General features: G+C 72.0%; 7 protein-coding genes. 4 read left to right on the forward strand and 3 right to left on the reverse strand.

Going from position 1 to position 12,820, the window contains the following annotated elements; all coding sequences use genetic code 11:
- Window positions 1-832: tetratricopeptide repeat protein (locus DKT69_RS35865; protein WP_109805798.1), on the forward strand; the 832-nt coding region annotated here is incomplete at its 5' end.
- Between the two features lie 66 nt (window positions 833-898).
- Complete coding sequence (locus DKT69_RS35870; protein WP_438361910.1) at window positions 899-2,224, forward strand: arginase family protein; 1,326 nt, start codon at window positions 899-901, stop codon at window positions 2,222-2,224.
- Window positions 2,225-2,351: 127 nt separating this feature from the next.
- Here the strand turns inward: DKT69_RS35870 and DKT69_RS35875 are convergent, their stop codons facing one another.
- Window positions 2,352-4,319, reverse strand: coding sequence for a penicillin-binding transpeptidase domain-containing protein (locus tag DKT69_RS35875; protein WP_109805799.1), 1,968 nt, complete (start codon window positions 4,317-4,319; stop codon window positions 2,352-2,354).
- Window positions 4,320-4,605: 286 nt separating this feature from the next.
- Here DKT69_RS35875 and DKT69_RS35880 point away from each other — a divergent pair, with 286 nt between their 5' ends.
- Window positions 4,606-9,663 carry an NAD-glutamate dehydrogenase gene (locus DKT69_RS35880; RefSeq protein ID WP_109805800.1) on the forward strand — a complete coding sequence of 1,686 codons (5,058 nt, stop codon included), beginning with the start codon at window positions 4,606-4,608 and terminating at the stop codon, window positions 9,661-9,663.
- A gap of 69 nt (window positions 9,664-9,732) precedes the next feature.
- On the opposite strand, the gene DKT69_RS35885 is transcribed toward DKT69_RS35880, so the two are convergent.
- Both DKT69_RS35885 and DKT69_RS35890 read right to left on the reverse strand, forming a co-directional pair.
- Window positions 9,733-10,512 (reverse strand): class F sortase, encoded by a 780-nt coding sequence (locus DKT69_RS35885; protein ID WP_109805801.1) that lies wholly within the window; start codon window positions 10,510-10,512, stop codon window positions 9,733-9,735.
- Complete coding sequence (locus tag DKT69_RS35890) at window positions 10,499-10,999, reverse strand: hypothetical protein (RefSeq protein ID WP_109805802.1); 501 nt, start codon at window positions 10,997-10,999, stop codon at window positions 10,499-10,501. Before DKT69_RS35890 ends, DKT69_RS35885 begins: the two co-directional genes overlap by 14 nt.
- Window positions 11,000-12,559: 1,560 nt before the next feature.
- Between DKT69_RS35890 and DKT69_RS41670 the strand changes: the two genes are divergently transcribed.
- Window positions 12,560-12,808 carry a hypothetical protein gene (locus tag DKT69_RS41670; protein WP_497529442.1) on the forward strand — a complete coding sequence of 83 codons (249 nt, stop codon included), beginning with the start codon at window positions 12,560-12,562 and terminating at the stop codon, window positions 12,806-12,808.
- Window positions 12,809-12,820: the final 12 nt, after the last annotated feature.

Raw genomic sequence — 12,820 nt, forward strand, 5'->3', positions numbered from 1 at the left:
CACCGCCCCGGCCCAGTCCGGGCCGCCTGCCGGCCTTCCCGGCGCTCCCGCCGCCGGCGGCGGAGCCGCCGTGATCGACGTGACCGAGGAGACCTTCCAGACGGAGGTGCTGGAGCGTTCGCTCAGCACTCCTGTGGTGGTGGACTTCTGGGCCGAGTGGTGCGAGCCGTGCAAGCAGCTCTCCCCGGTGCTGGAGCGGCTGGCCGCCGAGGGCGCCGGCGCGTGGGTGCTGGCCAAGGTGGACGTGGACGCCAACCCCCGGATCGCCCAGATGTTCCGGGTGCAGGGCATCCCGATGGTCTACGCGGTGGTCGGCGGGCAGCCGATCGACGCCTTCTCCGGGGTGGTGCCGGAGGCCCAGCTCCGGCAGTGGATCTCCGCCGTGCTCAAGGCCGGTGGCGTCACCGTGGCCGAGCCGGAGGACCCCCGCCTCGACGAGGCCGACGACGCGCTGATGAGCGGCGACCTGGACGCCGCCGAGCGGGCGTACAAGAAGATCCTGGCGGAGTCGCCGGCGGACGCCGCGGCCGAGGCCGGGCTCGCCCAGGTCGGACTGGCCCGCCGGGTCGGCGGCGCCGACCCGCAGGCCGCGCTCACCGCCGCCGAGGGCGCCCCCGACGACGTCGAGGCCCAGCTCCTCGCCGCCGACATCGAGGTGCTCAGCGGCCTGGCCGAGCAGGCCTACAAGCGGCTGGTCGGCCTGGTCCGCCGGACCGCCGGTGACGAGCGGGAGAAGGTACGCCAGCACCTGGTCAGCCTGTTCACCATCGCCGGCCCGGAGGATCCCGCCGTGGCCTCGGCCCGCCGGGCCCTGGCCAGCGCCCTGTTCTGAGTTCGTAGCACGCCAGCGCGGGCCGGCGTTCCGGCCGGCCCGCCCGACCACCGAGGACGGGAGCCCATGATGCGCCGGATCGCCGTCCTCGACGCGCCGACCAACCTGGGGTTGCGCCCACCCACCGCCACCTCCGTCCCCGGCTGCGCCAAGGCGCCCGGCGCACTGCGCGACCACGGCCTGCTCGCCCGGCTGCGGGCCCGGGACGCCGGCTGCCTCACCTCGCCCCGGTACGACCCCGGCGACTGGCGCCCCGGCGACGGCGTCTGCCACGCCTCGGAGATCTCCGGGTACTCGGTGGCACTCGCCGACCGGATCGGCGCGATCATCGACCGGGGGGAGTTCCCGCTGGTGCTCGGCGGCGACTGCTCGGTGCTGCTCGGTTCCGCGCTGGCCATGCATCGGCTCGGCGAGGCGGTCGGCGGCCGGATCGGGCTGGTCTTCGTGGACGGGCACTCGGACTTCCGGCACCCCGGCAACGCCTCCTACGTGGGGGCCGCGGCGGGGGAGGACCTCGCTCTGGTCACCGGCCGGGGGCAGGCCGACCTGGCCGCCATCGAGGGACGCCGCCCCTACTTCCGGGACATCGACGTGGTGGTCCTCGGCATCCGGGCGCAGGACGAATATCGCCTGGACCTCCAGGCCGCCGGGATCACCACCCGGCCGGTGCCGGCGCTGCGCGCCCAGGGCGCCGCGCGGACCGCGCAGTGGGCACACGAGCAGCTCGCCGACTGCGCCGGCTACTGGGTGCACATCGACGTGGACGTGCTCGACCCGGCGGTGATGCCGGCGGTGGACGCCCCGGACCCGGGCGGCATCGCCTTCGCCGAGCTGGAGATCCTGCTCGCCGGCCTCGTCGACACCCCGCACTGCCTCGGCGTCGAGCTGACCGTCTTCGACCCGGACTACGATCCCGACGGCTCGTACGCGGCGGAGATCGTCAACACCGTGGTGTCCGGGTTGGCGCCGGTCTCCGCGCCGGCCGCGATGCCGCCGCGGCTGCTGCCGGCCACCCCGGCGCCACCGTCCCCGAGGCGGGGCAACGGGCGTCCCCAGCCGAGCCGGCCGGTGGCCCCGGCACCGGTGGTCACGCCGGCTCCCGCGGTGGCGGTCGAGCCGATCGGTCCGGTCGCCGAGGAGGCCACGTCCACGGACGACGCCCCGCCGATCCAGTCGGCCGGTCCGGAGCCGGTGGGGCCGCGGGCCTCGGCGGGGCCCGGGCTGCTACGCCGCGTCGCCCCGCCCGAGGAGGAGGTCGTCGCGGGCCGGGAACCGGTGGAACCGCCCGCCTCGGCCGGGCCCGTGCCGGTGCGCCGGACGTCGCCCGAGGCGGAGCCCGCGTCCGAGCCGGGCGACGACGCTTCCCCCGGGCCCAGCGCCGGGATCGCCTGACCCGACCCACGCCGCGCGGAGCCCGGTTACTCGGTCAGCGGTCCCTGCCTGCGTCGGCAGGTTCCGGTGCACGAACCAGTGCCCGCCGGACCTGGTGGCCTCGGCGGGGAACCGAGGCCACCGACGGTCAGCGGGCGGCGATGCCGCGGAGGAAACGCTCGCTGATCGGCACGGCGCTGTCCGTGCTCGACCCGCCCTGCTCGACGAAGACCGCGAACGCGACATCCCCCTGCCAACCGACGAACCAGGCGTGGGTGTGCGCCGGGTTGTTGTCGTACTCGGCGGTGCCGGTCTTGCCGTACACCGGCTCGCCGGGAACGTCGGCGAGGGCCTTGGCCGTCCCGGCGGTGACCACCGCGCGCAGCATCGTCTTCAGCGCCGCCACGGACTCCGCCTTGAGGGCCGGACCCGCCGGGGCGGGCTGCTGCGCCGCCGGGTCCAGCACCAGCTTCGGCTGCTCCCAGTGGCCCCGGGCCACGGCGGCGGTCGCGCCGGCCATCGCGAGCGGGCTGACCACGGTGGTGCCCTGGCCGATCGCCGCGGCGGCCTGCTCCGTGGCGGAGCCGCCGGTGGAGACCTTGCCGGTGAAGACGTCCGCGCCCAGGTCCCACTTCGCCTCCAGGCCGAGGGTACGGCCGGTGGTGGCGAGCCCGTCCGGGCCCAGCTTCGGGGCCAGCGAGGTGAAGGCGGTGTTGCAGGACTTCGCGAAGTCGGTGCTGAACGGCACCGCCCCCAGCTCGAAATTGTCGGAGTTCTTGAACGGGCGGCCGTCCACCACGAACGTCTTCGGGCAGGCGACCGTCGCCTGCGGGGTCACCGCCCCCCGGTCCAGCAGGGCGAGCGCGCTGACCGTCTTGAACGTCGAGCCGGGCGGCACCTGGGCGGTGAAGGCGAGATTCTCCCCGGCCGGACCGGGCCCGTTGGCGGCGGCGAGCACCGCGCCGTCGCTGATCCGGAGCGCCACCAGGGCCGACCGCCGCTTCTCCCCGCGCAGCGCCGCGTCGGCGGCGTTCTGGGTGGCCACGTCCAGGGTGGTCTTCAGCGGCTGGCCGGTCTTCGGCTCGCTGCGGAACACCTCCGGGCCGGTCGTCATCCCCCGCTCCCCGGGCTTGGGCCGCTCGATGACGACGGTGAGCCCCGGAACCCCGCGCAGGCGGTCGTCGTACCGGCCCTGGAGGCCGCCGTGGCCGACCAGGTCGCCGGCGACGTACTTGTCGGGGTGCGCCTTCAGGTCGTCGGCCTGCGCCGCGTCGACCGAGCCGAGCAGCGCGCGGGCGAACTCCCGGGTCGGTGCCAGGTCCAGCGTGTCGGTCGGGAACTTGGTGCCCGGCAGGTCGTAGATCCGCGGCTTGATCTGCCGGTACGCCTCCTCGCGCAGGGTCACCACCTCGACCAGGGCGGTCGGCTCGGCCTCGGCGAGGCGTTTCGGCAGATCGGACAGGTCGACCGGCGGCACCAGCGCGGGCCGGATCGCCTTGAACGCGGCGTCGAGCTGCCGCACCAGCTTCGGCACGTCGGTGACCTCGCCGGGCTGCACGCCGACCCGGACCACCCGCCGGGGCGCCACGATCGGGGCGCCGGCGCCGTCCAGCACCGCGGCCCGGCGCGCGGCGTCCCGGCGCAGGGCCAGCCGGTCGCCCTCCTCCAGTTGCTCCTGGACCAGCGTGGGCTCCCAGATCACCTGCCACTGGTCGTCGCCGCCGCGCTTGAGGCGTACCGGCCGGTCGTACGCCCAACGGGTCTGCCCCGGCAGCGTCCAGACGACCTCCACCTGGGCGGTCGCGGTGTCCGCGGTGACCTTGACGTCGCCCTTGCGCTTCACCGCCGGCGGGGTGTCCACCAGTTCCCCGGAGAGCGCCCGGATCTGCTTGGTCACCTCGGCCGCCGGCACCCGGGCGCCGGTCGCGTCGATGAAGCCGACCGTGTGCAGGTCGCCGGAGCGCCAGCCGGCCAGGAACGCGTCGACGCTGCGCTCCGGGCCGTCCTCGGCCGAGCACCCGGCCAGCGCGCCGGCGGCGAGCACGGCGGCGGTCACCGCCGCGAAGACGGGTCGGAGCTGTGATCGGCGGCGACCAACGGGGTACGACACGAGCATGAAGCTGTCCCTCCGGTACGAAACTGCCCTGCACGCTAGTACGGGCCGCGCTCCGCCACTGCCCCGCCACCGCTCCGACGTGCGGAAAGACGCGCTGTGGCAGTGTGATGAACATCGCGAGCCGGGGTACTCCGCGACCGGCCGACCACGTACCCGCAACGGGTGAAAGGACAGAGTCCCGAACCGGACGTCCGGCCGGTGGTCCGCCGACGAACGGGCAGAGCGGCAGGCCTAGGCTGGGCGGCAGAGTGACCCACAACGCGGTGGGTCGAGGGGAGTGGCACCGATGGACCGGCGTCCGGCGATCAAACCGGGACCCGACCTCCGGCAGGCTGACACCGGCCGGGACGACAGCTTCGATTCGGCGACCGACGGGGATGGTTTCGGCCGTCTCGACACAGGAGTGACCGGAATGACCGGTTCGAGCGTCGACACCCTCTACGACCTGGGCCTGCCGGCGCGGGCGCTGGGCGACGACGTGGAGGACGCCGAGTTCGACGAACCGGTACCGAACGCCGAGCGCCTGGTGGCCCAGGCGGTCGCCCTCGCCGGGGACGACCACGACGCGGCGACGCTGGTCGGCCGGTTCTGGCGGTTCGCGCCGGACGAGGAGCTGATCGGCTTCACTGCCGAGGAGATGCTCGACGCGGCCCGGGCGCACCGGGACCTGGCCCAGCAGCGGGTTCCCGGCGAGTTGAAGCTGCGCATCCACGAGCCGGACGCCGAACAGCACCACACCGTCATCGAGATCGTCACCGACGACATGCCGTTCCTGGTCGACTCGGTGACCGCCCTGCTCAACTCGCACCACCTCGACGTGCACCTGCTGGTCCACCCGCTGGTGGTGGTCCGCCGGGAGCCGCTCGGCCGGTTGACCGAGGTGTCGGCCGACGTCGAGCCGGACGACGCGATCGCCGGCGACCTGGTCGAGAGCTGGATGCGGATCGAGATCGACCCGGTGCGCGACGCGGCCGAGCGGGAGAAGCTCCGCCGGGAGTTGCAGCGGGTGCTCACCGACGTCCGGGAGGCCGTGGAGGACTGGCCCAAGATGCGGCAGCGGGCCCTCGCGCTCGCCGACGAGCTGGCCGCCGCCCGGACCTCCGACAGCCGGCCGCCGGTGCCGGAGAAGGACATCACCGACTCGGTGGAGCTGCTGCGCTGGCTGGCGCACGACCACTTCACCTTCCTCGGGTACCGCGAGTACCGGCTGGTCGACACCGACGGCGGGGAGGGCGGGCAGGCGCTGGAGGCCGTGCTCGGGACCGGGCTGGGCATCCTGCGCTCCGACTCGCCGGAGGCCCGGGCGCTGTCGTCGATGACTCCCGAGGCGCACGAGAAGGTGCTGGAGAAGCGCCTGCTGATCATCACGAAGGCCAACTCGCGGGCCACCGTGCACCGCTCGGCCTACCTGGACTACATCGGCTTCAAGATCTTCAACGACGCCGGCGAGGTGGTCGGGGAGCGGCGCTTCCTGGGTCTCTTCTCCACCGCGGCGTACCGGACCAGCGTCCGCGAGCTGCCGGTGGTCCGCCGCAAGGTCGCCGAGGTGCTCGACCGCTCCGGGCTGAGCCAGCGCAGCCACTCCGGCAAGGACCTGCTGCAGATCCTGGAGACCTACCCGCGCGACGAGCTGTTCCAGATCAAGACCGACGACCTGTACCACGCGGTGATCGGCGTGCTGCGGATGGCCGGCCGCCGGCAGCTGCGGGTCTTCCTGCGCCGGGACGGGTACGGGCGGTTCATCTCCTGCCTGATCTACCTGCCCCGGGACCGGTTCACCACCCAGAACCGGCTCCGCATGCAGGACATCCTGCTGCGCGAGCTGAACGGCGTCGGGGTGGACTACACCACCCGGGTCACCGAGTCGATGCTCGCCCGGGTGCACTTCATCGTCCGGACCGACCCGACCAACCCGCCCGGGGACATCGACGCCGACCTGCTCGCCGAGGAGCTGGCCGACGCGACCCGGCTCTGGGACGACGACTACCGGCTGGTGCTGGAGCGCAAGCTCGGCGACGAGCAGGCCAAGCACCTGTTCAGCCGGTACGCCGACGCGTTCCCGGAGGGCTACAAGGACGGGCACACGCCGTACGAGGCGATGAAGGACCTGGCCAAGCTCGAGCTGCTGGAGGAGCCCGGCCAGCTCGAGATGCACCTGTTCCGCAAGCAGCTCGCGCCGCGGCCGGGGCGGCCGGGCGGGGACGTCGACGAGACGATGGACGTCCGGTTCAAGGTCTACCGGTACGGCGAGCCGATGATGCTCTCCGCCGTGCTGCCGGTGCTGCACTCGCTCGGCGTCCGGGTGGTCGACGAGCACCCGTACGAGGTGGACCGGATCGACGGTCGGGTCTTCCTCTACGACTTCGGGCTCCGCCTGCCCGAGGCGCACCAGGAGCTGGCCGAGGTCCGCCCGCACGTGGAGAACGCCTTCGCGGCCGCCTGGCGGGGCGAGGCCGAGGTGGACGGCTTCAACGAGCTGGTGCTCCGCGCCGGGCTCACCTGGCGGCAGGTGGTGGTGCTGCGGGCGTACGCGAAGTACCTGCGCCAGGCCGGCACCGTCTTCTCCCAGGAGTACATGGAGCAGACCTTCATCGCGTACCCGCGGATCACCGAGCTGCTGGTGGAGCTCTTCGAGGCCCGGTTCGCCCCGGGCGCGACCACCCTGGACGAGCGGCGGCAGCGCGGCGACGAGCTGGTCACCGCGATCGGCGCGGCGCTGGACGACGTGGCCAGCCTGGACCAGGATCGCATCCTGCGGTCGTACCTGACGCTGATTCAGGCGACCCTGCGGACCAGCTTCTACCAGAAGCCGGCCGGCGGGCGGCCCAAGTCGTACGTGGCGTTCAAGCTGGACCCGCAGGCCATACCGGACCTGCCGGCGCCGCGGCCGAAGTTCGAGATCTTCGTCTACTCGCCGCGCTTCGAGGGCGTGCACCTGCGGTTCGGGCCGGTGGCCCGGGGCGGGCTGCGCTGGTCGGACCGGCGGGAGGACTTCCGCACCGAGGTGCTGGGTCTGGTCAAGGCGCAGATGGTGAAGAACACCGTGATCGTGCCGGTGGGCGCCAAGGGCGGCTTCGTGCTGAAGCAGAAGCCGGGCGACCGGGACGAGGCGGTGGTCTGCTACAAGGAGTTCGTCGGCGCGATGCTGGACGTCACCGACAACATCGTCGGCGGCGAGATCGTCCCGCCCGACGACGTGGTCCGGCACGACGCGGACGACCCGTACCTGGTGGTGGCGGCCGACAAGGGCACGGCGACCTTCTCCGACATCGCCAACGAGATCTCCACCGCGCACAACTTCTGGTTGGGCGACGCGTTCGCCTCCGGCGGCTCCGCCGGGTACGACCACAAGAAGATGGGCATCACCGCCCGGGGCGCGTGGGAGTCGGTGAAGCGGCACTTCCGCGAGCTGGGCCACGACACCCAGACCGAGGACTTCACCGTGGTCGGCGTCGGCGACATGTCCGGCGACGTGTTCGGCAACGGGATGCTGCTGTCGGAGCACATCCGGCTGGTGGCCGCCTTCGACCACCGGCACATCTTCCTCGACCCGGATCCCAACGCCGCCACCTCGTACGCCGAGCGGAAGCGGCTGTTCGACCTGCCCCGTTCGTCCTGGGAGGACTACAACCCGGAGCTGATCTCGGCCGGCGGCGGCGTCTACTCGCGGACCGCCAAGTCGATCCCGGTCAGCCCGCAGGTGCGCGCGGTGCTCGGCCTCGACGACGACGTCAACCAACTGTCGCCGCAGGAGCTGATGCGCGCCATCCTCACCGCGCCGGTCGACCTGTTCTGGAACGGCGGCATCGGCACCTACGTGAAGGCGTCCAGCCAGACCAACACCGAGGTGGGCGACAAGTCCAACGACGCGATCCGGGTGGACGGCAAGAGCCTGCGCTGCCGGGTGGTCGGTGAGGGCGGCAACCTGGGCTTCACCCAGCACGGCCGGATCGAGTACGCGCAGAACGGCGGCCGGATCTACACCGACTTCATCGACAACGCGGCCGGGGTGGACACCTCGGACCACGAGGTGAACATCAAGATCCTGCTCAACACGGCGGTCGCCGACGGCGAGCTGACCATGGAGGCGCGGGACGGGCTGCTGGCCGAGATGACCGACGAGGTCGCCGAGCTGGTGCTGCGGGACAACTACGACCAGGCCCGGGCGATCAACAACGCCCAGGCGCAGGCCGCCTCGCTGCTCCCGGTGCACCGGCGGATGCTCAACGAGCTGGAGCGGTCCGGCCAGCTCGACCGCGCGCTGGAGGCGCTCCCGCCGGACGAGGAACTGGCCGTCCGGACCGAGGACGGCTTGACCGCGCCGGAGTTCGCGGTGCTGCTGGCGTACGTCAAGATCGTGCTGGAACGCGAGATTGTGGCCGACGGGCTGGCCGACGAGGAGTGGACGACCGATGTCCTGGTCAACTACTTCCCGACCCCGTTGCGCGAGCGGTTCGCCGACCGGATGGGCCGGCACCGGCTGCGCCGGGACATCGTCACCACCGTGCTGGTCAACGAGGCGATCAACCGGGGCGGCATCTCGTTCGTCTTCCGGGTGGTCGAGGAGACGGCCGCCTCGGCGGCGGACGTGCTCCGGGCGTACGTGGTGGTGCGCGAGGTGTTCGGCCTGGGTGCGCTCTGGGACGCGGTGGAGGCCCTGGACAACAAGGTCTCGCCCGAGCTGCAGACCAGCGTCTACCTGGACACCCGGCGGCTGCTCGACCGGGCGGTGCGCTGGCTGGTCAGCAACCGGCGCTCGCCCATCGACGTGCCGGGGGAGATCGACCGGCTGCGGGACGGGGTCGCCCGGCTGCTGCCCGGCCTGGAGAACCTCTTCTACGGCAGCGAGCGCGAGGCCATCGCGGCGCACATGGACTCGCTGACCTCGCGGGGGCTGCCCCGCGAGCTGGCGGAGCAGGCGACCCGGCTGATGTACAGCTTCGGCCTGCTCGACGTCGTGGAGACCGCCCGGTCCGCCGGCCGGGACGTGGGCGAGGTGGCCTCGGTCTACTTCGTCCTCTCCGACCGGTTCCGGGTGGACGCCCTGCTGTCGAAGATCTCGCTACTGCCGCGGGAGGACCGCTGGCAGACGCTGGCCCGGATGGCGCTGCGCTACGACCTGTACGCCGCGCTGGCCGCGCTCACCGCGGAGGTCCTCGGATCCACCCCGGACACCCTCCCGCCACAGGAGCGGGTGCAGGAGTGGGAGCAGGCGAACGCCACCTCGATCCACCGGGCGCACCGGGCGATGGGGGAGTTCGACGAGTCCCGGGCCGACCTGTCCGCCCTGTCGGTGCTGCTGCGGCAGATCCGTACTCTGGTGCGGACCTCGGCCGCCGCCTGACCCGGACATGCCCCGGCGCGGTCCGGTCGGTCGGTCACCCGACCACCGGGCCGCGCCGGGGCGTCCGCGTCACTGCGTCATGGTGGCGAGGACGATGATGTTGTTCAGGTAGCTGCCGGCGCTCTGGTCGAACACCCCGCCGCAGGTCACCACCCGCAGGCTCGGCTTGTCGCTGGGGCCGTAGACCAGCTCCGTGGGGAACGCCGTCTTCGGGTAGGACTTCACCTCGTCGACGGCGAAGGTGACGCTCCGGCCGTCCTCCCGGGCGACCGTGATGGTGTCCCCCCGCTGGAGCGCGCCGAGGTTGAAGAAGACGGCCGGCCCGAGCTTGGCCGAGTCGACGTGGCCGACGATCACCGCGTTGCCGACCTCACCGGGGCTGGCGCCAGGGGAGTACCAGCCGGCCAGCTGGGCCTGGTCGAGCGGGGGTACCTGGACCGTGCCGTCGGGGTTGGTGCCGAGCGACATGATCTTGGCGTCCACCCCGATCCGCGGGATCGAGATGGTCGTCGGGTTCGACCGGTCCAGGCCGACGGGGGCGAGGTCCGGGTTCGGCGCGTCCGTCGCCTCCTCGGCGGCGGACGCCTGGTCGGCGGACTGGGTCCCGTCGACGGCGGCGGGGGCGCTGGTGGTCGGATCGCCCGGCCCGGCCTGGGCGGCGGTCGGGTCGCCGGGACCGGCCTGGGCCAGCGGCTGGGGCGGGCGGGGCGGCGGCACGGTCCGCACGGACGCCCCGAGCAGGCCGGCGCCCACCATGGCGAGGAGGACGACGACGGCCGCGCCGGCGGCGCGCCACGGTCTCCCGTGACGGCCGCCGGCCGGTGTCGCCGTCGTGTCAGCCGAGGTCATTGGCCCGACGCCGACGCAGCAGGACCATGCCACCCAGGGCGGCGGCGCCGATCACGCCCACCCCGCTGGCGGCCATGCCGCGGTCGAGGCTGGTGGTGGTCATGCCACCGTCACCCCCGTCGACGTGGCCACGCGGCATGCAGCCGTCCCGGTCGTCGTGGTCCCGACGGTCCTGGTCCTTGTTGTCCCAGTCCCTGTGGTCGCGGTCCTTGCCGTCGTGGTCCTTGTTGTCGCGGTCCTCGTCCTTGCCGTCGTCGTGCTTGTTGTTCTCGTCCTTGCGGTCCTCGCCCTTGCCGTCGTCGTGCTTGTTGTTCTCGTCCTTGCGGTCCTCGCCCTTGCCGTCGTCGTGCTTGTTGTTCTCGTCCTTGCGGTCCTCGCCCTTGCCGTCGTCGTGCTTGTTGTTCTCGTCCTTGCGGTCCTCGTCCTTGCGGTCGTGGTCCTTGTTGTCGCGGTCGTTGCGGTCCTCGTTCGACTGGTCGTCGGCCATGTCCCCGCCATGGCCGCCGGACCCCGACTGCCAGGTCTCGTCGTGCTTGTTCTTCTCGTCCTTGCCGTCGTCGTGCTTGTTTTCTCGTCCTTGCCGTCGTCGTGCTTGTTGTTCTCGTCCTTGCCGTCGTCGTGCTTGTTCTTCTCGTCCTTGCCGTCGTCGTGCTTGTTGTTCTCGTCCTTGCGGTCCTCGTCCTTGCGTCGTGGTCCTTGCCGTCGTGGTCCTTGTTGTCCCAGTCCTTGCGATCCTCGTCCTTGCGGTCGTGGTCCTTGCCGTCGTGGTCCTTGTTGTCCCAGTCCTTGCGGTCCTCGTCCTTGCGGTCCCAGTCCTTGCGGTCCCAGTCCTTGTTGTCCCAGTCCCCGTGGTCCCCAGGGCAGAACTCAAGAAGACTGACCTGCGGCTTGGCCACGACGTTGCCCGTGTACGCGTGTCCGGCCGCGTACGCCGCCCCGGGCGAGAACAGCAGCAGGGACGCGCCGCCGAGAGCGGCACCCGCAACGACCTTCCCGAGCATCTTCTTTCCCATGACCTGCGTCACTCCATCCCTGTTTGTCCTGAGCCCGACGGCAGTCGAGCTACGACCGACGTTAGACCGTTTCGTGACCTATGCGAGGAAAGATTCGTGTTCTAGAGTTTATTGACGATACGGGGCATAGGAGTGCTACGCGGCTTATGCTGGGGTTAGGGACGCGGGGCGGCCTTCCGTGCCGCCCGGGCGGCTGCGGCCTCGCTGGGTGCGGAGATTCCTCAATCCGCCGGACCCTGTCCCGCTCGGTCGGCCTGCGGCGATCCGGCCCCGCTGTGCCGCCCCGTCCCCGCAGGGTGGTTCTCCCCTTACCGTTAACGGTGATCATCGAGCCATTACTATGGAAGCGCTCTCATTCAAGAATTTCTGGAGGCGGTTGGGGGAGCCGACGTCAGGTGTCGAGGGCACCCGGTTCGCCGGGCGACATCCGACCAGCCGACCGGCGGTCCCCACGCAGGTCGCGCACCACCACGCCCGGCCGGGTCGGGCACCCCCGAAGAAAACCCGTGGCGCCGCCGGCCGTCCGCGCCGGACGTCCAACGGGCCATTCCGCCGGGCCGTACGCGGATCCGGTCCCGCCCAAGGAGATCAGTGGCATGAATGTGTGGAGAAGGCTGTCCGGCCGAAAGCGGACGATCGCGCTGACCGGTGCGAGCGTCCTGGTCGCGGTCGGGCTGGTGACCTGCCCTGGCCAAGCTGGGCGCGATCGGCAACGTCTACAACTACATCGACGCCGCGCGCCACGGCTGGATCGGCTGGGACAGCAACTTCCGGCCCGACCGCCAACCAGCTCCTCGCGGCGGCCACCGCCTCCGGCAGCACCGTGCACAACGTGCAGGGCTTCATCACCAACACGGCGGACTACTCGGCGCTCAAGGAGCCGTACCTCAAGATCACTGGCGCGGTGAACGGCCAGACCGTGCGGCAGTCCAACGGGGATCGAAACGAACCAGTACGTCGACGAGGTCTCGTTCGCCCAGACGTTCGGCAACAGGCTCGTCTCGGGGGAGCCGGGCGTCGACGCGTACGTCTGGGTGAAGCCCCCGGGCGAGTCGGACGGCTCCGGCAGCCTTCATCCCGAACGACGAGGGCAAGGGCTTCGACCGGAGGTGCGACCCGACGTACACCGGCAAGGCCCGCCACGGCAACAGATGAGCGGCGCCCTGCCGAACGCGCCGATCTCCGGCGCCTGGTTCCCGGCTCACTTCCAGGAGCTCAAGCGCAACGCCTACCCCGCCGCTGTCCTGACCCACCGGCAGGCCCACCCGCCGCGGCGGGAGTGAGGCACCACCAGC

This window comes from Micromonospora sicca, assembly GCF_003172935.1.
In the GTDB taxonomy this organism is placed as follows: Bacteria; Actinomycetota; Actinomycetes; order Mycobacteriales; family Micromonosporaceae; genus Micromonospora; species Micromonospora sicca.

Bases quoted from the DNA above. Each gene is read 5' to 3' on its own strand.
- DKT69_RS35890 (WP_109805802.1), bottom strand. From the start codon at position 10,999: ATGGCCGACGACCAGTCGAACGAGGACCGCAACGACCGCGACAACAAG.
- DKT69_RS35880 (WP_109805800.1), top strand. From the start codon at position 4,606: ATGGACCGGCGTCCGGCGATCAAACCGGGACCCGACCTCCGGCAGGCT.
- DKT69_RS35870 (WP_438361910.1), top strand. From the start codon at position 899: ATGATGCGCCGGATCGCCGTCCTCGACGCGCCGACCAACCTGGGGTTG.
- DKT69_RS35875 (WP_109805799.1), bottom strand. From the start codon at position 4,319: ATGCTCGTGTCGTACCCCGTTGGTCGCCGCCGATCACAGCTCCGACCC.
- DKT69_RS35885 (WP_109805801.1), bottom strand. From the start codon at position 10,512: ATGACCTCGGCTGACACGACGGCGACACCGGCCGGCGGCCGTCACGGG.